The sequence below is a fragment of the Amycolatopsis sp. A133 genome (genome assembly GCF_031082405.1).
GTDB lineage: Bacteria > Actinomycetota > Actinomycetes > Mycobacteriales > Pseudonocardiaceae > Amycolatopsis.
The window spans coordinates 167,542-188,497 of record NZ_JAVHJU010000057.1 but is presented as its reverse complement, the minus strand read 5'-3'; the positions used below and the strand labels follow the sequence as shown (position 1 = coordinate 188,497).

Sequence of the window (20,956 nt, the reverse complement as noted above, 5' to 3'; positions counted from 1 at the left end):
GTCACATCCGCCCGGCGAGCTCCCCCGCGACGTCGACAGCGATCTCCCGGGCCCGGACCGCGAGCGGGGACGCGGTGCGCCCCGCGGGCCAGTACAAGGACACCTCACGGGTCGGCGCCGGCTTCAGCCCGTGGATGGCGAGCTGGTCGTCGGACCAGGCGTCGTGGCCGTGCAGGGCCAGCCAGGGCAGCACCGCCCAGCCGATGCCCGCGCGCACCATCGACAGGATCGTTTCGTGGCCCGTCGTGCGGAACACGAACCGCGGCTGCGCGCCGGCGCGGGCGAGCGTCCGCTCCAGCCACCGCTGGTGGTGGGTGAGCGGCCACGCGACCATCGGGACGTCGTCGAGCAGCTTCGCCCGGACCGGGCCGTCCGGCACCGCGCCGGCGCCCGTGACCAGGAGGTACGGCTCGTCGAACAGCTTCACCTGCTCGACCTCGCCCTCGACCGGGCCGTCGTGGAACAGCAGGTCGAGCTCCCCGGTGCGCGGATCCTCCGGGGCCACGTCGGTCAGCCGGATGTCGCAGCCGGGGTGCTCGTCCAGCAGCCGGCGGATGACAACCGGCAGGATCAGGTTCGACACGCTCTGGAACGTGCCGATGTCGATGCGGCCGTGGCCCGCCCGGAACCGGTCGACGGCGTCGGTCAGCACCTGCGCCTGCGCCAGCAGCTCGCGGCCGTGGGCCAGGACCACCTCGCCGAGCGGGGTGATCCGGACGGGCCTCGGCCCGCCGGGCCGGTCGAAGACCGGGCCGCCGACGGCCTTCTCCAGCGCGGCGACCTGCTGGCTCACCGACGACTGGGTGTAGCCGAGCCGGGCGGCCGCCTGCCCGAACGTCCCTTCCCCCGCGATCGCCGCCATGGTCCTCAGGTGACGCAGCTCGAAGTCGGCCATGGCTCCTAACATAGCCGTTGGCGATCGACTCGATCGGAAATCATCGTTTTTCGTGATGGATCGGCCGCCCTAGCGTGGGTGCCATGACGATCTCGAGCACGCTCACCCCGGCGGCCCCGGCCCGGTTGCCCCAGCTGGTCTGGGCCTTGGCGGCCACCCACTTCGTCGGCCGGGCCGGCGGGGTGGTGCGGTCGTTCCTGGTGCTGTACCTGACCCAGGCGCAGCACCTCTCCCCCGCGACGGCGGGCACGGTGGTCGCGGCCGTCGGTGCCGGGGACATCGGCTCCCAGTTGCTCGGTGGCTGGCTGGGCGACCGGATCGGCCGGCGCACCACGATGCTGGTGGGGTTCCTCGGGGCCGCCGTGGCGCTCGCCGCGCTCGGATCGGCGGATTCGCTGCCGGCGATCTGGGTGGCCGCCGCCGGGGTCGGGCTGACGCTCGAGCTGTTCCGCCCGGCCGGGGCGGCCGCCGTGGCCGACCTGCCCGCGCCGCAGCGGATCCGCGCGTTCGGGTTGCTCTACTGGGCGGCCAACCTCGGCTTCTCGGTCGCCACGGTCACGGCCGGGGTCCTGGCGAAGCACGGGTACGGGCTGCTGTTCTGGATCAACGTCGGGGCCTCGCTGGCCGCGGCGCTGATCGTCTGGTGGCAGGTCCCGGAAACCCGTCCGGCGGGGCCGGTGCGGACGCGGCGGGCGCTGCTGCCCGTGGTGCGGCGCGACCGGCTGATGCTCGCGATGCTGGCGATCCACGTCGGCTACTTCACGCTGTTCCTGCAGACGTTCACGACGTTGCCGCTGCTGATGGTGGACGGCGGTCTCGGTCCCGGGACGTACGGCGCGGTGCTGGCCCTGAACGGGATCGCCGTCGTGGCCCTCCAGCCGTGGGCGGTCCGGCTGCTCGCCGCCCGCGACGCCCACGCGGTGTCGGCGGTCTCCATGCTGCTGGTCGGGGCCGGGGCCGCGCTCGGCGCCGTCAGCCACGGCACCGCGGGCTTCGCCGGCTCGGTCCTGGTCTGGACGCTCGGCCAGATCGGGATCGCCGTCCGGTTCGGCGACACCTTCGCCGCGCTTGCGCCGGCCGAGCTGCGTGGCGGGTACCTGGGCCTCGCCTCGGCCACCTGGAGCGTCGGCGCGGTGCTCGGCCCGCTGGCCGGCACCGCACTGCTCGGCCTGGCCGGAGCGAGCGCACTCGGCTCGGCGTGCGCGCTCGCCGGGATCGCCCTGTTCACCGCCCAGCGGGCGCTCGGGCCGGCCCTGCGCCGCCGGACCGCCACGCACGACCGACCCCTCGAATCGAAGGAGAGCTCCCCATGAGCACGTACGTCCTCATCCACGGTGGCGGCGACGCCGGCTGGTCCTGGCACCTGGTCGCCGCCGAGCTGCGGAGCCGCGGCCACGAGGTGGTGGCCCCGGACCTGCCCGCCGACGACGCGGCGGCCACGCTCACCGGCTACACCGACGCGGTCGTCGAAGCCGTCGGCGACCGGACGGACGTGGTCGTCGTCGGCCACTCGTTCGGCGGATTCACCGCACCGCTGGTCGCCGAGCGGCTCGGCGCCGGGCTGCTGGTCCTGGTGGCCGCCATGATCCCCGCGCCCGGCGAATCCCCCGGCGACTGGGGCCGCAACACCGGGTACGGCGAGGCCGTCCGGGCGCAGGCGGCCCGCGACGGCGGCCGCACCGGCCACGCCGACCCGTACGTCGGCTTCTACCACGACGTACCGCGGGCGCTGGCGGAAGAGGCGCTGAGCCGGGAGCGGGCCCACCCCTCGGCCGCCGCGATGGAAGAGCCGTGGCCGCTGGACGCGTGGCCGGATGTGCCCACCCGGTTCGTGGTGGGCAGTGAGGACCGCTGCTTCCCGCCGGACTTCCTCCGCGGCCTGGCGGCCGACCGGCTCGGCGTCGTCCCGGACGAGATCGCCGCCGGTCACTGCGTCGCGCTGAGCCGCCCGGCGGAACTGGCCGGTCTCCTCGACAGCTACCGATGACGTCGTTCCCGGGCGGGGCCCCGCCCGGGAACGGCCGGCGGGTCAGCAGGGACCGATGGACGACGCCTGGTCGTTCGGGGTCTTGCCGACGTAGCTGAGCGCCGTGCCCGCGTTCATCACCGTGTCGTTGCGGCCGGCGTAGTTCTCGTGCCAGTACCAGCAGTACACCTGGCCCGTGTTGTTGACCCACGAGCTCAGCTGGTCGGACCAGGTCCCGTTGTTGTTGTTGTGCTTGGAGCTGCGGCACCCCGCGCAGGGGAAAGCCCGCAGGTCCGGGTAGGCGGCACCGGCGGGGATGACCAGCACGGTGCCCCCGAAGTCCTGGTGCTCGTAGAAGCAGACCGAACTCGCCGGGCAGGACTCGAGCACGGAGGCCGGCAGCGCGGCCGGCGCAGCCGCGGCGACACCGGTGATCGTCAGGAAAAAGGTGGCACCGATGCCCGCGAGCGCGGCGAAACGGGATCGAAATCTCGGCATCTGCTATTACTCCCTTTCGGTGGGCGGTAATGCAGGCGAGTTTAACCAGCACGCCACAAGAAATTCGTTGTCACATCGCGCAAATCCACATCCGCCACCGAGCGCCGGTTTGACACGACGCACAATCAGGCCCACGCACCGGCCAGCAGGCGGGCGACGGCCGCGGTCAGGACGCGGATCCCCTTCGTCGAGCCGGGATCGAACCCGGTCACCTCGCGCACCCGCCGGAGGCGGTAGTCGAGCGTCCGGGGGTGGACGTGCAGCGCGACGGCGGCACGGAGCCGGTTCATGTCGCTGCGGTAGTAGACGTCCAGCGTCGTCACGAGGTCCGGACCGTTCGCCAGCCGCCGCGCGACGTCGCGGAGCCACTGGTCCACCTCGGGCACCCGCACGACGCCGAGTTCGACAAAAACGTCCCCGATCCCGGGCACCACCCGCGGAATCCGCTGCACCGGCGCGACCTCGGCCACCCGGCGGGCCATGGACACGGTCTCGGGCAGCCGGGCCGCCGGGCCGGTCGCGGCGCCGACGCGGCAGGGCCCCGCCACCGCGTCGGCGATGTCGCGCACCACGGGCAGCGCGTCGTCCGACGGCGTCTCCCGCGGGGCGCACGCGGGCAGCAGCGCCAGCAGCTCGTCCGGCCGCCGCCAGGCGATCGGCACGGCGTGCATCTTGAACACCGACTCGACGAGCTCGTCGGTGTCGTCGTCGCGGCCGGGCGGCCGGCCGGGGAACCGCAGCACCACGGCGACGTAGTGGTCGTGCAGGCAGACACCGAGGTCGTGCGCGAGGGAGGCGGCCGACAGGTCACCGGCCAGCAGCAGCTCGACGAGGTCGTGCAACCGCTTTCCCACCGAAAGCCGGAGCCGCTGCGCGGCGAGGTACCCGTCGAGGTACCGGCCACTGCCCCGGGCGCCCTGCTCGCCGAACCAGGCCGTGAGGCGCAGCAGTTCCGCCAGGTCGTCCCCGGCAGCGACCTCGTTGATCTCGCGCAGCATCAGGGTGGCGTGCAGGGCGAGGACGTGTTGCGCCGCGCCGGTGGACAGCCCTTCTTCGGCCCGTTTCCGGCCGATGTCCCCGATATACGCGAGGTCCTCGTCGGAAAGCGGCCGGCTTTCCCGGACCAGCTCGACCGTATGACGGCGGAACCAGACCGCATAATCCAGCATTTCCGCCCGTCCGCGCGGATTCTCGGCACGGATCCGGTATTCCGGTAGTTCGCTTTCGTAGACTTCCAGTTCGGCCCGCGCGTTGGCGTCGGCCCGTTTCATCAGTTCTTCCAGCAGACCGCTCATCCCGATCCCCCCGAATCCCTTGCCCGTCCATCGACCGCGGATACCGTTCCGTTACGCCGAGCCGGACGGCACCGGCACGTGGGGCAGGCGGGGAGCCCGCCATGGCGGGCGGGCCGCCCCGCGGGTTACGTTGGTCGTCGCGATGGTTGAACAGACAGCCGTCTTCCCGCAGCAACTCAGGGAGAACGGCATGAGCAGTGGTCAGGACTGGCAACGCGACAAAGAAGCCTTCGTCGCCGCCTTCGCGGCCGGCGGGATCACTCCGGGGCCCCTGGCCCGGCAGTTCGCCCAGCTGACGCGCACCCTGCTCACCGCACCCACCGTCGAAGACGTCCTGCAGCGCGTGCTCGAGGCCACGACCGTGATGGTTCCCGCCGCCGACCTCGCCAGCTTCACCCTCCTCGACGCCGACGGCCACTTCCACACCCCGGCGGAAACCGACGAGGTCGCCATCGAACTCGACCGGCTGCAGTACCGCTTCCGGGAGGGGCCCTGCGTCGAAGCCGCCGAGCCCGGCGGCCCGGCCGTCGCGATCGCCCCGGACCTCACCGCCGAACCGCGCTGGCCCAAATGGGCGCCGGCCGCGACGCAGCTCGGGATGGGCTCGGTCCTCTCCACCGCCCTCATCAGCGGACCGCCCACCGGCGAGTCCAGCGGCGCCCTCAACGTCTACTCCCGTTCCCGGCACGGCCTCGACGCCGCCGACCGCGACGTCCTGCTGCTCCTGGCCACCCACGCCTCCCTCGCGCTGGCCGCCACCGACGCCGTCACCCGCGCGGAACTGCAGGCCGCCCACCTGCGCAAAGCGATCGACAGCCGCGACGTCATCGGCCAGGCCAAAGGCATCATCATGGCGCGGCGAGGGGTCTCCGCGGACGCCGCGTTCGACATCCTCCGGCGGACGTCCCAGGACCTCAACGTCAAACTCGCCGACCTCGCCCGGACGCTCGCCGGCCGCCACACCGAAATCGACCTCCCCACCCGCTGACCGCTGGGCCGGATGGCTGTGGTGCCCCTGGAAGACGTTGCCCCTGGCAGACGCCGTGCGCTACGTTGCGTGTCAGTGTCGATGCGTTCCGGATAACCCTGGGGTTGACGATGGTCATCACACGCTGCGCGGCGCTTTCCGCCACTCTCGCACTGACGACGACCCTCACCGTCGCGCCGCAGGCCGCCCACGCGAACGCGTCGCCGAACGCGGTCGTCGTCTGGGACAGCAACGCGCAGACCGCCATCTGGGACGTCGCGCAGCAGGCGCCGCCGCAGGTCGCCGGGCGCGGGTTCGCGATGGTCAGCGGCGCGGTCTACGACGCGGTGAACGCGATCGCCGGCACGCCCTACCGGCCCTACCTCGGCGCACCGCGGGCCAACGGCCGCGAATCGGCGGACGCCGCCGTCGGCACGGCCGCCTACCAGGTGCTGGACGCGATTTTCCCGGCGCAGGAGGAAAGACTGCGCACGCAGTACGACGAGTGGCTCGCCGGCATCCCGGACGGACCGGCCAAGCGCGGGGGCCTCCGGGTCGGTGCCGAGGCGGCCGCCGCGATGATCACGGCACGGCGCGACGACGGCGCCTTCGACCCCCGGCCCTGGACCGTCGGCACCGAACCGGGGCAGTACCGCCCGACACCGCCGGGCTTCGAAAACACCGGCGCCTGGGTCGGCTTCCTCAAGCCGTTCGCCGTTCCGGACGCGACCGAGTTCCGCACGCCCGGCCCGCCGTCGGTGACGAGCCGCGCGTTCACCCGCGATTTCGCCGAGGTCAAGCGGCTCGGCTCGAAGACGAGCACCGTCCGCACCGCGGACCAGACCGAGGCGGCGCTCTGGTGGCACGACCGGCGTTCCGTCAGCTGGGGGATGAAGCGCGACCTCGCCGTCACCCAGCGGCTCAGCGTGCTGGAGACCGCGCGTTTCTACGCACTCGCCGACTTCACCGGCACCGACGGCGCGATCGCCTGCGCGAACGACAAGGAGTTCTGGCACTTCTGGCGGCCGGTCACCGCCATCCGGACCGCCGGCACCGACGGAAACCCGGCCACCACCCCCGACCCCGGCTGGACTCCGCTGGTGGTCACCCCGCCGAACCCCGACTACCCCTCCGGGCACACCTGCCGCACCGCCGCGCAGATGACGGCGTACGCGCGGTTCTTCGGCCGGGACAGGGTTCCGTTCAGCGCGTTCAGCGTCGACAGCGGCACCACGCGGCACTTCGGCAGCTTCTCGCAGGCCACTGCCGAAGTGGTCGAAGCACGCATCTGGGCGGGCATCCACTTCCGCTCCGCGGACGTCGACGGCACCGGGCTCGGCACAGCCGTCGGCAACCACATCACGAAGCACTACTTCCAGCCGCGCCGGTGACCGAGCGCACGGGAACCTGGTCAACCGGGCCGAAGTAGGCGAGGATCCCCCGGTGCCGGAAATCAGAGGATTCAGCCTGCTCGCCCGGATCGGGCTGACCTGTTACGCGGTGGTGCACCTGATCGTCGCGTGGCTCGCGGCCCAGGTGGCGCTCGGGGACCACGAGAAAGCCGACAAGGCCGGCGCGCTGCAGCTGGTCGCCTCGGGCGGCGGGGCGTGGCTGCTCTGGCTGGTCGCCGCCGGGACGGGCGTGCTGGCGCTGTGGCAGCTCACCGAAGCGATCACCGGCCACCGGCACGTCTCTCCGCGACGCCGCCGGGTGCGCCGGATCACCAGCGGCGTCGAAGTCGTCCTGTACGGGCTCGTCGCCTACAGCGCGGGCAAGACCGCCGCCGGTGGCTCCGGCAAAGCGGGCTCGGTGGTGGCCACGGTGCTGGCCGAGCCGTGGGGAGCCGCGGCGGTGACCACCGCCGGCGCCGCCGTGATCGTCGTGGCCGCCTTCCTCGCCCACCGGGGTATCAGGAAGAAGTTCGTGCACGACCTCGATTTCCGCGGAGCGTCCCCGAAGGTCCGGCTCTCGACCGAGCGGCTCGGCCAGATCGGCTGGTGCGCCATGGCGATCACGTACGGCACGGTGGGGGTCATGTTCGTGCTGGCGGCCGACCGCTACGACCCGGCCAAGGCCGGCGGCCTGGACCCCGCGCTCAAGACGCTCGCCGTGCAGCCGTACGGGCAGGCCCTGCTCCTGACCCTCGCCGCCGGCATCGCCGTGTTCGGGGTGTTCGCACTCCTCGAGAGCCGGTTCCGCAAGATCTGACGACCGCGGATCGCCGCGAAACCCGCGGTAGCCTCGGACCATGGTGTTCGACTCGGCCCGGTTCGACCTCCGTCCCTACGCCGGTTTCGAGACCGGGCGCTTCGTCCGGCGGACGTTCTGCAGCTGGGAGCAGGCGGGCTGGCGGTCCTTGCTCGTGCAGCGGTTCGAGCACGTCCCCGTGGCCGAGGACCTGGCGCTGCCCTCGGCGGCCGACCTGCACCTGGTGCTGCCGGTTTCCGGACGCGCCGAACTGGAGACGCGCGACGGCGGCCGGGCGGTCCGCACCCGGTGGCTCCCCGGCCGGGTCCAGCTCGGTCTCCCCCACCAGGCCACGGTCCGCTCCTACCGCGGGGACGCGGAAATGCGCAGCGTCCAGGTGCACATCCCGCGCGACACCGTCGACTCGGCCGCGGCGCGGCTGACCGGCGGCGTCCCGGACTTCGAAGCCATGGCCGCGTCCGTCGCCGAAGGTGACCCGCTGCTCGAAGAAGCGGTCCGCGCGCTCGGCTCCCCCGGCGACGCCGACGACCTGTACGCGGAGACCGCGGCCGCTTTCCTGACCGTGCACCTGCTCACCCGGCACGGGCGGCTGCCCGCCGAGCGGCCGCCGGCCCGGGAAGACGCCCGGGTGCGCGCGGCCGTCGCGTTCCTGCGCGAACGGCTGGCCGAGCCGATCACCCTGGCCGACCTCGCGGGTGAGGTGCACCTGTCGGTGTTCCACCTCGTCCGCGTGTTCCGCCGCGCGACCGGGCAGACCCCGCACCGGTTCCTCACCGGCTTGCGGGTCGAAGAGGCGAAACGGCTGCTGCGCGAAACCACCCTGCCGCTGGAACGGATCGCCCCGCGGTGCGGCTTCGCCGGCCCCGGCGCACTTTCGGCCGCGTTCGTCCGGCACACCGGAATCCGGCCGTCGGCGTACCGCAATTCCTGACCGGCACCCCGCAATCGCGGGCCTGGGCCGGGACCGGCGCCGGCCCTAGCCTGCGTGCATGACCCCGCAGTCCTACGACGTCACCGCCGAATCCGCGGCACCGCCCGCGGCCGTGTGGGCGCTGCTGCTCGATCCGCGCAGCTGGCCGTCCTGGTCCCCGATCGACGCCTTGGAGACCGCACGATCGGCCGGTCTCTCCCCCGACGGCCGGGACGGCGTCGGCGCGGTGCGCGCATTCCGGACCGGGAAGGTCGTCACCCGGGAGCGGATCACCGCACTCGAGCCGGACCGCCGGTTCGCTTACGAGGGCGTCGAAAACCCGCAGATGACCGGCTACCGGGCGGCGGTCGAGCTGACGGCCCGACCCGGCGGCGGCACCCGGATCCGGTGGCGCGGCACGTATTCCGCGCGCCGGGGGATGCGCCGGCTGTTCCAGTGGTACCTCCGCCGCTTCATGCGGACCATGGCGGCCGGGCTGGCCGCCCACGCCGCCGCGCCGGAGCGAGCGGCCGGATCCGCCCGCCACCGCGACGGTGGTGCCGGAGGAAGCGAGCGCTGAGGCCACCGGCGTCCGGCGGGTTTCCCTTGTCACCGCGGTTCGACGGAGATCGCGTCGAGCGCCCGGCGGATGAGGTCCGGCAGCGCACCGCCGTGGTCGACCCAGTCGTCGAGCGAGATGCGGACCGCCGTCATCGCCAGCGCGGCGAGCAGCCGGGGCCGCGGATCGTGCTCGGCCAGCTCCTCGAAGCGCAGGGCCAGCAGCTCGGCGATGGCCCGCTCGTAACGCTGGTAGGCCTGCGCGGTCCAGGCGTTCAAGGTCGCCGAAGACCGCGTCAACCGGGCCAGCTCCCGGATCTCCCCGGCGCGCGCCGGGAACTCGGCCGCGAGCTCGCCGAACGCCGCCACCAGCGCTTCCTTCGCCCCCAGCCCGGCGGGTTGCCGGGCGATCGCCTCGGTCACCAACGTCAGCCACGGCCCCGTGATGCCCTCGGCGACCGCGCTTTCCTTGGTGTCGTAATACCGGAAGAAGGTCGCGCGGGCGACTTCGGCGTCCGCCGCGATCCGGTCGACCGTCGTGCCGCCGACGCCGTGCTGTCCGGCCAGCCGGGCCGCTGAGGCGGCGATCCGCGCGTTCGTCGCCCGCCTCTTGCGGACGGCCAGGCTTTCCGGTTCACGCCCTGGAAGGCCGGGCCACGATCGTCGGCGATCCCGGCGCACTGTGGGCCGTGGTCGTGAACATCTGGGAACGCTACGCTGCCAGACGATGATGATCGTCGGCGACGCCATGGCCGTGCCGCTCGTCGAAGCCCTCGATGCGCACCCCCGGCCCCTGCCGACGCTGAAGATCATCGCCAGCGCGGGCGCGTTGCTCACCCGGCAGGTCCGCGACCGGCTGTGCGCGCACCTGCCGGAACTGTTCATAGTGGACAGTTTCGGATCCACGGAAACCGGCCACAGTGGAGCGGGCGTGGACGAAAACCGGCACTTCACGGTCAACGAAACCACCACCGTCCTCGACGACGAGCTCAAGCCGGTCGAGCCCGGCAGCGGTGTGGTGGGTCAGGTGGCCCGGCGCGGCCACATCGCCCTCGGCTACCACCGCGACCCCGAAAAGACGGCCCGCACGTTCGTCGAAGCCGACGGCGTCCGCTGGGCCCTGACCGGCGACCAGGCCACGGTGGACACCGACGGCAAGGTCTGCTTCCTCGGCCGCGGCTCGATCTGCATCAACTCCGGCGGCGAGAAGATCCACCCCGAAGAGGTGGAAGCGGCCCTCAAGTCCCACCCTTCGATCACCGACGCGGTCGTCGCGGGCATCCCGGATCCCCGCTGGGGCCAGAAGGTCGCGGCGGTCCTCCAGCTGGACCCCACGGCGGACGACGTCGGCCGGGAGGAGCTGGAGGCGCACCTGGCCCCGTTGATCGCCCGCTACAAACTCCCCCGGCTGACGTGCGTCGTGCCCCGCATCGAACGCTCCCCGTCCGGCAAACCCGATTACCGGTGGGCCACCGAAACCCTCGTCCGGGTCGCCCAGGGCGGCTGACCCGGAGTGAGGTGAGCCACCGGCGCCCGAGTATAGGTCGTTATACGCGGCGGTCTCTGTTCCGGCCCCGGGCGGTTCGGGAACCCGGGCTGCGCAACGAAGACGACGCCACGGCGGCGACCGCTTCGGCCACCGTGGACAGTGCGGGCAGGTCCAGTTTCCACTGCTGCCAGTAGAGGGGCACGTCCACCGGCCGGTCCGGCACGAGGGGCACCAGCGTGCCGGCCCGCAGCCCGGCTGCCGCCTGCACCTCCGGCACCATGCCCCACCCGAGGCCCGCTTCGACGGCGGCCACGACCATCTCCGACGCCGGGACGTGGTGCCGCAGCGCACTCGCCCCGCCCCCGCCGAGCGACCGCACGAAGGCGTCCTGCAGGTCGTCGTGGTCGTCGAACACCACGACCGGCGCCGTGGACAGGTCGTCCCGCAGTGCGCCGGTCATCCACCGCGCCGCGAAGTCCGGGCCGGCCAGCGGCAGGTAGCGCAGGTCGCCGAGCGGGCGCACGGAGCAGCCCTGCACCGGAGTGGCCGACGACGTCACCGCCGCCATCACCCGGCCCTCCCGCAGCAGCGTGGTGGTGTGCTCCTGGTCTTCGCGGTGCAGTTCGAAGCAGATCGGCGGATCGGCGGCCACCCCGGCGAGCGCCGGCAGGAACCAGGTGGACAGCGAGTCGGCGTTGACCGCGATCGGCACCCGGACGGGCTCGCCGCTCATGCCCAATTCGGCGCGCGCGTCCCGCTCCAGCGCCGCGAGCCGCCGCGCGAACCGGACGACCACCTGCCCGGAGCCGGTGACCCGCACGGGTTTTGTGCGGGTCACCAACACGCTGCCGGTGCGCTGCTCCAGCGCCTTGACCCGCTGGCTCACCGCCGACGGAGTCACGTGCAGCACAGCGGCGGCGGCGTCGAACGTGCCGGTGTCGACCACCGCGAGCAGCGTTCTGACCTGGTCCAGCGGCAGCTCGGTCACCACGGGCAGCAGGTTACGCGAGAGCTGCCTGATGCAGACCGTCGACGCACTTGCCGACACCGCGATAGCAGGTCTGCCCGTGGAGGTAGTTCCCGAGTTCGTCGGTCAGGTAGACCCAGGTCACGGTGGCGCCGCCGGTGACGTTCGCGTCGAGGCCCATGGTGACCGGCCCGCTCTTGTTGCACCAGGTGCTGGTGCTGCCGCCACTGAGCGAAGTGCCGGCCGTCCGCGCCTCTCCGTAGGCCCGGCGGCAATTGCTAGCTTTGAACGCCCCATCAATGCCGACCGACCGGTTGTACCAGGTCACCGTGCCGTTGAAGTAGCTGGCCCCATAGGGGATCGTGAAGGTGCTGACCGGATAGGCGGCCGCATGGGCAGGCGCGGCCGCGCCGGCCATTGCGGCCACCGCCGCCGCAGCGGCCACGGCCGCAGCGGCTCTTCGCGTCCCGCTCTTCACCATCGTTGTGTCGTTCATCGGCGTCACCGCGTCTGGGCGTTCGGGCTGAGGAAGCTCCACCCGGCACCGCAGGCCACCGTGGAATTGCCGGGATCGCCCTGCGTCCGCCAGGCGCCGTAGAAGTTGGAGTAGTCGAAGCTGCCGCTGGGAGTCAGGTACCGGCAATAGGCGACGGCCCGGAACTGCGTGCCGGAAGCGGACGCGTAGCAGTAGGCCGTCGCGCCGTTTCCGTACTTCGAGGCGGTGCAGTAAGCGGGAGCCGCGGCCGCGGGCGAGGCCAGGGAGACGGACAACCCGGCAGCCGCCAGAGTCGCGGCGAACATGAGCTTTGCGGTCCGAAAATTCATCGATCCTGCCTTCCGGCGTAGCGGATGGGTCCACCGCGCCCACGCCGGGGGGTCACCGCCGGTTGAGCGGCCGGCCGCAACGCCACCCGGTCGGCCCAGCGTCCGGAAGGTCGTCATTCTCTCGGGTATCGCGCGGCCGCGCCGGCGGCAGCGGCCATGACGGCGCCGACGCGGCCCACGCCCCGATCCGCGGGGTCAGCCGGCCGGGCCGGTGAGGACCGGGAAGTTCCGGTCGACGACGCACAGTGCGCTCGTGGCGAACATCAAGAGCGAGCTGCCCACGCACCTCCCCGTCGGCGAGCCCTCCGCCTGGGCCGTGGCGGGAGCGGCGGTTCCGAAAAGAACGCCGGTCGTCAACGCCACCGCACCGAGCGCGGCCGTGATTCGTCGTCGCATGGCGATACTCCTGTCGTAGAGCCGGTTTCCGGGCGACCGCAGGATGCCCCGGAAGCGGGCGGACGAACGGGCCCAGGGCCAAGGCCACCGTTCCGGGTGACCCCCACTGGGACCTCACCGGTCACACCGGCCCGCGGCCGGTGCCGGTATACGGCGCGCGAAAACCATGGCGAGACCGTCAGCCCGGGCGTGCAGGCCCTCACGTTCGGGTGAAGAGCCGGAGGCGGTGCGCCCACAGTTCGTCGTCCAGGTGGTGGTCCTGCCAGCGCGACGGCGGGTCGGCGACCCAGTCGTGCCCGAAGACGGCGGCCGGGCCGGCGCCGGCCAGCTCGTGGTGGCCCAGGTACTCCAGCAACGGGGCCCACTGCCGCCCGTTCGCGACCACCACGTAGGAGGCCGCGAGGTCCGGCTCGTGGAGCCAGCCGCGCAGCATGCGGGCCAGGAACACGTCTGTGACGGGGGTTCGGCTTCGTCTCGTCGGCCGGGCAGATCAGGTGCCGCGCGACGGCGATGCGGGCGCCGGGCGGCAAAGGCGTCCGGCCGGTCGCGTCCGCCCAGGCGGCGGCGAGGACGGGGTCACCCGGTGCGGGGACGGCGACGGTCAGCCAGCTCATGAAGGCGCGCAGCCGGTTGCTGCGGCGGCACCGCAGCACGGTGAACGCCTCAGGCCGGCGCTCCAGCCAGAACCGGACGGACGACGCGACGACCTCGCCATAGGTCTCCCACGCCAGGGCGACGAGCTCGTCGTGGCCGTCCGGCGTCACCCCGGCCGCCCGCACGTCCTCCTCCCCGGCCGCCGAGACGTAGCGGCTCAGCACGCCGCCCCGGCGGCGCGGGTGGGCGAGGGTCCGCACGACCGCCACGCTCGCCCGCGGCTCGGTGGTGTCGCGCAGCAACGTGGTGCACACGTAGCCGCGGATCCGCCGGCGCATCCGCTCGTAGCCGGCCGGATCGCGCCACCGCAGGTGGGCGTCGAGCGCTTCCCGCAGCACCCCGGTGATGTCCAGGCCGTGCCCCGGCGTCTCGACGTACGGCTGCGCCCTCAGCCAGTCGAACAGCTCGGCGGCGTCATCACCGGGGAGCGCGTCCGCGGCGAACCGGTCGAGGGCCTCCCGCAGCTGCGCCACCGGCAGGCCGGGCTGGTACCACACCGTCCGCCCGGCGGCCGCGGCATCGCCGGCGAACCGGCGCAGCAGAGTCGACTTGCCGATTCCGGCGGCTCCTCGCACGAAGAGCACCTCGGGTCCTTCGCCGGGACGGCGGTCCAGAATGGCCGAGAAGGCGGCCCGCTCGGCGTCGCGGCCGACCAACCGCGAATCATCGACCGGGGCTTCCGCGGGCGCCGCCGGCCGACGCGCGGAAGCCGGATCGCCGCCGACCAACCGCGGACCAGCGCCCGGGGCTTCCGCGGGAGCCGCCGGGCGACGCGCCGGAGCCGGATCGCCGCCGACCAACCGCGGACCAGCAACCACGGCTTCCGCCGGAGCCGCCGGCCGACGCGCAAGAGCCGGGCCGCCGCGCAAGATCCTCTGGTGGATCTCGCGCAGCCGGGGTCCCGGGCTGATCCCCAGCTCCTCGTCGAGCAGGTCGTACACCGTGCGGTAGACCTCCAGCGCCTCGGCCCGCCGGCCGCTGCCCTGCAGGGCCAGGAGGTGGATCTCGTACAGCGGCTCCTCGAGCCGGTTCAGTTCGAGGAGCGAGGGCACCTCGGCCGCCACCTCGGCGTGCTGTCCCAGCTCGAGGCGCAGCCGGAACAGCTCCTGGGTGGCGATCAGCTTCAGCCGTTCCAGCCGGGACCGTTCCCGGTCGGCGGCTTCGCCCGGCACCCCGGCCAGCGCCGTGCCCGTCCAGAGGTCGAGCGCCTCCTCCAGGTGCTTGGCGGCGGCCGGCACGTTGCCGCCCGCCCGCTCCTGCCGGGCGGCCTCGACAAGCTGGGTGAACTCGGCGGCGTCGAGCGTCAGCAGCGCCGGGTCGAGCAGGTAACCGCCGGACCGGGACCGGATCGCCCGGCCGAGGCCAGGACCGGAAAGCAGGCGCCGGAGCCGCGAGATGTAGGTCCGGATGACCGCTTCCCCGGTGGCCGGCGCGCGCTCGCCCCACAGGCCGTCGATCAGCTCGCCGACCCGCACGAACCGGCCGGGGTTGGCCAGCAGCACCAGCAGCACGGCCTGCTGCTGCGGGGCACCGAGGTCCAGCTCCGCACCATCGCAGGTGAGGCCGGGTGGCCCGAGGACGGTGAACCGGCACGAGGCGGCCTGGCGATGCATGCCCGCAAGGTAGAGCCACCGCGGCCGCGCTCGCGAGCGTCGGATGACGCTGGGCGGGTACGTCATGGCGTTCGTCTGCACGACGTCAACATCCGTTCGGCAGGATCACGGCATGACCGACGACCGAACCGACCGGGCCGCCCGGGCCTGGCTCGCCACCATGGCCCTGTTCGCCGAGACCCAGCCGGGCGGCTTCTACCGCGACGGCACGGCAGGCACCGCCGAGCTGCTCACCGGCGCGCCGATGCCGCTGCTCAACGGGGTCATCAGCGTCGCCCGGGCGCCGGCGCACGGGGAGATCGCCGAGTTCGCCGGGTCCCCGCGGCTGGCGTCCGCGGCGTGGAGCATCCAGGTCCGCGGCGAAACCGTCGACGACCGCATCGCCGGCACCGCGGCGCGGCACGGCCTCGGGCAGCGGATGCTCCTGCCCTTCATGCTGAAGGACCTCGACGCGAGCGACGGCCGCGGCACCGACGGGCTCACGGTGCGCCGCGCTTCCAGTGTGGACAGTGACCGGTACCGGACCACGATGGCGGCCGGGTACGAAGGTCCGGAAGAGCTGTTCGCCGTCTTCGCGCGGCCCTCCGTGCTGGACCACCCCACGATGCGCGCCTACGTCGCCGAGCTCGAAGGCGTCCCGGTCGCCACGTCGTTCGGCGTTCTGGTCGACGACCTGATCGGGGTGTTCAACATCGGCGTCCCGCCCGGGTTCCGCCGTCGCGGTTACGGCCGGGCGGCCACAGCTGCGGTGCTCCGCGAGGGATACGCCCACGGCGCGCGGACGGCTTTCCTGCACGCCAGCCCGCTCGGGGTGCCCCTGTACCGAGAGATGGGCTTCGCCCACGCGGAGAACTGGTCGCTGTTCACCCGCTGAGCCACCGGAGCACCCGCCGGGAAAGCTTCATTCGTGCAGGTAGGTGCGGCGTTCGTCGGCGCTGAGGGAGCGGGTGGCCCGGGCGGCCGCGAGGGCCCGGACACGGTCGATCGGCCCGCAGGCTTCGCAGCGGGTCCGGCGGACGGTGCCGTCGCCGTTGGCCGTGACGAGGGTTTCGCCGGGACCGAACTGCGCCTGCTCGACGAAGGCGCCGTGACCGCGGAGGGAGACGAGTTCTTCTCCGGTCGCGGTGTCCCAGATCCGCTCGCTGCGGTCGTGCCCGGCGCTCACGAGCTGCCGGCCGTCGGGGTGGAACGACAGGCTCCAGACCGGCCCTCGGTGCCCGCGGAGGATCCGGGGCGGTCCCCCTCCGTTCGTGCTCCAGATCCGGATGTTTCCGTCGTCGCCGCCGGTGGCCAGCTCCCGGCCGTCGGGCGAATACGCGACGGTCCAGACCAGGCCGGGGCTGCCCCGCAGCACGCGGGGCGCTCCGCGGCCGTCGGCGTTCCAGACCCGCACCGTGGTGTCCTGGCTGGTGCTGGCGACCTGCCTGCCGTCCGGGCTGAACGCGATGCTCCGGATGGACGCTTCGTGCCCCTTGAGCTCGAGGGGCACGCCCGCACCGCCGACGTCCCAGATCCGCACGGCCTCATCGCCACCGCCGCTGGCCACCCGGCGCCCGTCGGGGCTGATCGCCACGCTCCAGACGACCTTCGGGTGGCCGTGCAGCACGGCGACGGGGGCGCCGCTGCCGGTGTCCCAGACCCGGACGGTTCGATCGCGCGAGGCACTGGCCACCCGGCGGCCGTCCGCGCTCAAGGCCACGGAGAGCACCTCGTCGCCGTGGCCGGTCAGCACCAGCGGGTCCGGACGCGCGGTTCCCCGCCACACGCGCACCGCGTGGTCGGCGCCGCCGCTGGCGATGGTGGTCCCGTCGGCGCTGACCGCCACGCTCCACGCCGCTCCGCGGTGGCCGTCGAGCACCTCGGGGTTGCCGGGGTAGGCCGGGTCCCAGAGCCGCAGCGTGCCGTCACCGCTGCCGCTGAGCAGCCGCCGGCCGTCCGGGCTGAAGGCCACGCTCCACACCGGTCCCTGGTGACCGTGGAGCAGCAGGGGGTCTTCTCCGTCGCCCTCGACCGTGTTCCACACCCGGATGGTGTCGCTTCCGCTGTGGCCGCTGGCGATCCTCTTCCCGTCGGGGCTGAAGGCCACGGTTTCGACGGTTCCGTCGTCGGCGCGGAGGACCAGCGGCGGCCCGCCTCCGGTGACGGGCCAGATCCGGACCGTCCGGTCGGCGCCCGCGCTGGCCAGCAGGCGCCCGTCGGGGCTGTAAGCCACACTCTCGACGGTGTTCTCGTGGCCGCTCAACACCGCCGGTGGCGCGGAATCGGCCAGGTTCCAGACGATGACCGGTCCGTCGCCGCCGGTGGCGAGGTGGCCGCCGTCCGGGCTGAAGGCGACCGCCTGGGCGGCGCCTCCGCCGAGCGGGAGCGCGCGGACCGGGTCCGGGTTCCCGCTCGTGCGATCCCAGACCCGGACGGTGCCGTCGTCGCCGGCGCCGGCGACCAGCCGCCCGTCCGGGCTGAACGCGACGGCCGACACCACGCCGCCATGGCCGCGCAGGACGAGCGGAAGCGCATCGGTGGTCAGGTCCCACACGGTCACGAGACCATCGACCCCGCAGGCGGCGAGGTAGCGGCCGTCCGCGCTGATCACCGGGCTCCACGCGTAGCCGGTGTGGCCGCGCAGCACGCGCGGTTCCCCGGCGAACTCGTCCCGGTCGCCCATCGCCCAGACCCGGACGGTGCCGTCAGCGCCGCTGCCGGCCACCCGCCGGCCATCCGCGCTGTAGGCCACGCCGAAGACCTGCTGCTGTCCCGAGACGACCTTCGCCCGCATCCGCGAGTCGAGCACGGCCTGGCGGAGCACCGCGGCGGCCTCGGCGGTCGGTTTGGTGTCGTGGGCCGCACCGGCCAGCAGCACGGCCAGTTCCTGATCGACCTGCAGCTGATCGCGCGCGTTGGCCACCAGCTGGTGCGACAGGGCCCGCTCCCGCTCGTCGTCGGCCCGGTTCGCCTCCCGGAAGGCGAGCACCGCGATCAGGCACATCACCGTGGTACCGATGGTCAAGCCGATCAGGGCCAGCCGCGTGCGTCGCTGACGCGACCGCGTCTCCCGGGCTTGCCGGTCCCGGCCGGCCGTCAGGAACTCCTTCTCGAGTGAGTTGAGCTGCTCGGTGGGCTGCCCGTCCCACGCCGCCAGCCGCGCACCGCGGTACAGGGTGTCGGGATCGCGGCCGTTCGCGCACCAGATCCTGCTGTCCTCGGTGAGCCGGCGGTTCCGGCGCAGCGCTTCCCGGTCCGCGGCCAGCCACCGGTGCAGGCGCGGCCAGGCCTCGATCAACGCCTCGTGGGCGATTTCGACGGTGGTGCCACCCAGCACGACCAGCCGGGCGTCGGCGAGCCCGCGCAGGACCTCGTCGCTGCTGGGGAAATCCAGCTCGGCGCGGTCCACCCGGCGGCGGGTGTCCTTCACCCCTTCCTCGCCCAACGCGACCAACCGCACCATGATCTCGCGGACGGTGTTCCGCTGCTCGACGGTGAGATCCTGGTACCAGGCCTCGGCGGTCTGCGAGATGGCCTCGGAGACACCGCCTGCCGCGTCGTAGCCGTCCACCGTGAGAACGGTGCTGCGTCGCTGCCGCCACGTCTCGAGCAAGGCGTGCGACAACAGGGGAAGCGCGCCCGGTTGCCCGGCCGCCTCGGCCACGATCCTGGTGACGAGTGCCCGTTCGACGCTCAGGCCGGACCGCCGGGCCGGTTCGGTGACGACCTCACGCAGTTCGTCCTCGCTCAACGTCTCGACCGGCAGGCCGGTGCCGGCCAGCAGCGGCGCCAACGCCCGCAGTCCGATGCAGTGGGCGTAGAAGTCGGCGCGCACGCCGATCACGACCCGCGTCGCCGCTTCCGGCCGGCGTGCCTGTTCCGCGAGCGCCTCGGCGAACCGGGTTCTTTCCTCCGCATCCGCACAGAGGGTGAACAGTTCCTCGAACTGGTCGACGACCAGCACAGCGTCTCGTCCTGGCGGCAGGCGGTCGAGCGCGAGCCGCAGATTTCCCATCGGGCCGGAACCGGGGGTGAGCAAAACCGGGAAGAAACAAGAATGCTTCCGCGGTGGAACACCGTTGCCGCCGAGCGCCGGGATCAGGCCGGCCCGCAGGATGGACGACTTGCCGCTGCCCGAGACGCCGAACAAAGCGACAAAACGGTTTTGCTCGCAGCTCGAAACCAGCTGTCCGACCACCTTCTGCCGACCGAAGAAAAGTGCGGAATCCTCGACGCCGTAAGCCGTCAATCCCTGGTACGGCGCCTTCTCGGCGGACCGGTTCCGGTCAGCGGTCCGGCGTTCGCGCGAACGTGTCGTTTCGGTCGCGGCGTGCCGCCAGCGGCGTTCCCACTCGGCCGTGTCACCCCCGCAAGCGTCGACGAAGGCCAACGTGACGGCAAGACTCGGCAATTGACGGCCACCCGCCGCATTCGCCAAGGTGGCCGCGGAATAACCGGCCCGGCCGGCCAATTCGCGGTATCCCGGGTTGCCGGCCCGGCGCCGCACCTCACGCAGGCCCGCGGCCAGCTCCTGCACCGGACCCGCCGCCGGATCCAGCGGTCGTTCAGGGCGCGGCACGGTGCCCCCCAACGTGTGCAGGGCCGACTACGACCCACCGATAGTAGGCGGGTACGCGGGTGTCGCTCAACTCCCGCGCCGGCCGGACACGGCTCTTGCGAATCCGGCAGCCGCCCGGCGGTCCGGAAACCGATACCGCACCGAATCACCTTGACCACCGCCTTCGCGCCGGTTGTTTGGTACCCGCCACCCCTACTGGACAACCCGCCGCGCTGCTTTGCTGACGTCGGGCGGCCGGCCCCGGCCGGAACAACGCCTCCGGAATCGAGGAGCCCCTCGCGCCGGTGACCGATCCAAGGGAGGAGGGGGAAATGATCCGCAGCGTCTCGGCCGTCATGGCATTGCTGATGGCAGCCGTGATCGTTTCCGTCGCGGCACCGGGAATCGCCCAAGCCGCGGCGTCCTGCAACAGCTTCACGACCTACGGCAGCGAAACCGCTCATGTGCGGGTGCCGTCGATCGGGTGGGACAGCGGCGTCATCGAATGCGAGCTGGGACGGGGAAACATCGGCGACGCCGTCCGGGTCCTGCAGGTGTCGATGCGCAGCTGCTACGGCCAGAACATCGCCGACGACCGCGAATTCGGCCCGAAGACCCAGCAAGCGCTGCGGAACGTGCAGAACTTGCTCGGCGTTCCCAGCGACGGGCGGTACGGCCCGCAAACCCGCCGAGCGGGTTTTCTTTTTGCGGCGTACCCCACGTTCGAAACCTGGAATCCGACACCCGGCGCCTGCTACCGGCTGCTTGCCTGACACTCCGGCGCCGTCGACCAAGGGAGGAAATCGATGATGACAAAGAAAAGCCGGCTGAACGCGGCTGCGCTGGCGATCAGCGCCGGCCTGTTGCTGGCGACGACCGGCACCGCACAGGCCGGCGTCCTCGCGCGGCTGGACCTGTCGCAGGGCCGCGGCTACGGCGGCCACAACGGCACGAACAACGTCTACGCGTGCGACACGAAGGCGGACGGCTGGGGTGTCCGCACCTACTACGAACTCACCGACGGATTCGTGGACCTCGTGGGGGACGCCAACGGGAGTTCGTCCGGGTGCGGCAACGAGCCGACGCGCGCACCCGTGAAGTGGTTCGCGGTGTGCGCGGGGCCCAACGGACAGGACAGCGAGTGCGTGTACTCCTGACCTGCGCCCCACCCCGTTCGT

21 protein-coding genes are annotated in these 20,956 nt (G+C 72.7%); 11 read left to right on the top strand and 10 right to left on the bottom strand.

From position 1 onward, the window contains the following. Position 1: 1 nt before the first annotated feature. Positions 2-895 (bottom strand): LysR family transcriptional regulator, encoded by an 894-nt coding sequence (locus tag Q5425_RS33440; protein ID WP_308676346.1) that lies wholly within the window; start codon positions 893-895, stop codon positions 2-4. An 83-nt stretch (positions 896-978) separates the two neighbouring features. On the opposite strand from Q5425_RS33440, the gene Q5425_RS33435 reads away from it, so the two are divergent. Together Q5425_RS33435 and Q5425_RS33430 are read left to right on the top strand one after the other, a co-directional pair. Next, positions 979-2,208 (top strand): MFS transporter, encoded by a 1,230-nt coding sequence (locus tag Q5425_RS33435; protein ID WP_308676345.1) that lies wholly within the window; start codon positions 979-981, stop codon positions 2,206-2,208. Then, a complete protein-coding gene (locus tag Q5425_RS33430) occupies positions 2,205-2,882 on the top strand; it encodes an alpha/beta hydrolase (protein WP_308676344.1) in 678 nt (225 codons plus the stop codon). The genes Q5425_RS33435 and Q5425_RS33430 overlap by 4 nt, the downstream gene beginning before the upstream one ends. 42 nt (positions 2,883-2,924) lie before the next feature. On the opposite strand, the gene Q5425_RS33425 is transcribed toward Q5425_RS33430, so the two are convergent. After that, positions 2,925-3,359 carry a peptidase inhibitor family I36 protein gene (locus Q5425_RS33425; protein WP_308676343.1) on the bottom strand — a complete coding sequence of 145 codons (435 nt, stop codon included), beginning with the start codon at positions 3,357-3,359 and terminating at the stop codon, positions 2,925-2,927. Positions 3,360-3,484: 125 nt separating this feature from the next. Beyond that, a complete protein-coding gene (locus Q5425_RS33420; protein WP_308676342.1) occupies positions 3,485-4,654 on the bottom strand; it encodes a helix-turn-helix domain-containing protein in 1,170 nt (389 codons plus the stop codon). Between the two features lie 190 nt (positions 4,655-4,844). Between Q5425_RS33420 and Q5425_RS33415 the strand changes: the two genes are divergently transcribed. From Q5425_RS33415 to Q5425_RS33395, 5 genes are all read left to right on the top strand, one after another. After that, positions 4,845-5,642, top strand: a complete 798-nt coding sequence (locus tag Q5425_RS33415; protein ID WP_308676341.1) for a GAF and ANTAR domain-containing protein — start codon at positions 4,845-4,847, stop codon at positions 5,640-5,642. Between the two features lie 110 nt (positions 5,643-5,752). Then, entirely contained in the window at positions 5,753-7,012 is a 1,260-nt protein-coding gene (locus Q5425_RS33410; RefSeq protein WP_308676340.1) for a vanadium-dependent haloperoxidase, read from the top strand. Between the two features lie 52 nt (positions 7,013-7,064). Next, positions 7,065-7,829 (top strand): DUF1206 domain-containing protein, encoded by a 765-nt coding sequence (locus Q5425_RS33405; RefSeq protein ID WP_308676339.1) that lies wholly within the window; start codon positions 7,065-7,067, stop codon positions 7,827-7,829. A 40-nt stretch (positions 7,830-7,869) separates the two neighbouring features. After that, complete coding sequence (locus Q5425_RS33400) at positions 7,870-8,760, top strand: AraC family transcriptional regulator (protein ID WP_308676338.1); 891 nt, start codon at positions 7,870-7,872, stop codon at positions 8,758-8,760. A gap of 58 nt (positions 8,761-8,818) precedes the next feature. Beyond that, positions 8,819-9,319: an SRPBCC family protein gene (locus Q5425_RS33395; RefSeq protein WP_308676337.1), complete on the top strand. Its 501-nt coding sequence runs from the start codon at positions 8,819-8,821 to the stop codon at positions 9,317-9,319. A 29-nt stretch (positions 9,320-9,348) separates the two neighbouring features. Here the strand turns inward: Q5425_RS33395 and Q5425_RS33390 are convergent, their stop codons facing one another. Further along, positions 9,349-9,978 (bottom strand): TetR family transcriptional regulator, encoded by a 630-nt coding sequence (locus tag Q5425_RS33390; protein ID WP_308676336.1) that lies wholly within the window; start codon positions 9,976-9,978, stop codon positions 9,349-9,351. Between the two features lie 46 nt (positions 9,979-10,024). On the opposite strand from Q5425_RS33390, the gene Q5425_RS33385 reads away from it, so the two are divergent. Next, positions 10,025-10,804, top strand: a complete 780-nt coding sequence (locus Q5425_RS33385) for an AMP-binding enzyme (protein ID WP_308676335.1) — start codon at positions 10,025-10,027, stop codon at positions 10,802-10,804. A 40-nt stretch (positions 10,805-10,844) separates the two neighbouring features. Here the strand turns inward: Q5425_RS33385 and Q5425_RS33380 are convergent, their stop codons facing one another. The 5 genes from Q5425_RS33380 to Q5425_RS33360 all read right to left on the bottom strand — a co-directional run bounded on the left by Q5425_RS33380 (position 10,845) and on the right by Q5425_RS33360 (position 15,241). Continuing rightward, on the bottom strand, positions 10,845-11,777 hold the full coding sequence (locus Q5425_RS33380; protein ID WP_308676334.1) for a LysR family transcriptional regulator ArgP: 933 nt from the start codon (positions 11,775-11,777) through the stop codon (positions 10,845-10,847). A gap of 10 nt (positions 11,778-11,787) precedes the next feature. Next, a complete protein-coding gene (locus Q5425_RS33375) occupies positions 11,788-12,249 on the bottom strand; it encodes a hypothetical protein (RefSeq protein ID WP_308676333.1) in 462 nt (153 codons plus the stop codon). Positions 12,250-12,254: 5 nt separating this feature from the next. Continuing rightward, on the bottom strand, positions 12,255-12,554 hold the full coding sequence (locus tag Q5425_RS33370) for a hypothetical protein (RefSeq protein ID WP_308676332.1): 300 nt from the start codon (positions 12,552-12,554) through the stop codon (positions 12,255-12,257). Between the two features lie 219 nt (positions 12,555-12,773). Beyond that, entirely contained in the window at positions 12,774-12,974 is a 201-nt protein-coding gene (locus Q5425_RS33365; RefSeq protein ID WP_308676331.1) for a hypothetical protein, read from the bottom strand. Then, complete coding sequence (locus Q5425_RS33360; protein ID WP_308676330.1) at positions 12,932-15,241, bottom strand: BTAD domain-containing putative transcriptional regulator; 2,310 nt, start codon at positions 15,239-15,241, stop codon at positions 12,932-12,934. Before Q5425_RS33360 ends, Q5425_RS33365 begins: the two co-directional genes overlap by 43 nt. A 112-nt stretch (positions 15,242-15,353) precedes the next feature. Here Q5425_RS33360 and Q5425_RS33355 point away from each other — a divergent pair, with 112 nt between their 5' ends. Further along, positions 15,354-16,115 (top strand): GNAT family N-acetyltransferase, encoded by a 762-nt coding sequence (locus Q5425_RS33355; RefSeq protein ID WP_308676329.1) that lies wholly within the window; start codon positions 15,354-15,356, stop codon positions 16,113-16,115. 27 nt (positions 16,116-16,142) lie between these two features. Here Q5425_RS33355 and Q5425_RS33350 read toward each other — a convergent pair whose 3' ends face one another. Continuing rightward, entirely contained in the window at positions 16,143-19,799 is a 3,657-nt protein-coding gene (locus Q5425_RS33350) for a hypothetical protein (protein ID WP_308676328.1), read from the bottom strand. Positions 19,800-20,110: 311 nt separating this feature from the next. Between Q5425_RS33350 and Q5425_RS33345 the strand changes: the two genes are divergently transcribed. After that, the gene (locus tag Q5425_RS33345; protein ID WP_308676327.1) at positions 20,111-20,551 is read left to right on the top strand and encodes a peptidoglycan-binding domain-containing protein; all 441 of its coding nucleotides are present in this window, start codon (positions 20,111-20,113) and stop codon (positions 20,549-20,551) included. Positions 20,552-20,587: 36 nt separating this feature from the next. Further along, positions 20,588-20,935 (top strand): hypothetical protein, encoded by a 348-nt coding sequence (locus Q5425_RS33340; protein ID WP_308676326.1) that lies wholly within the window; start codon positions 20,588-20,590, stop codon positions 20,933-20,935. The last annotated feature ends 21 nt before the right edge of the window (positions 20,936-20,956 follow it).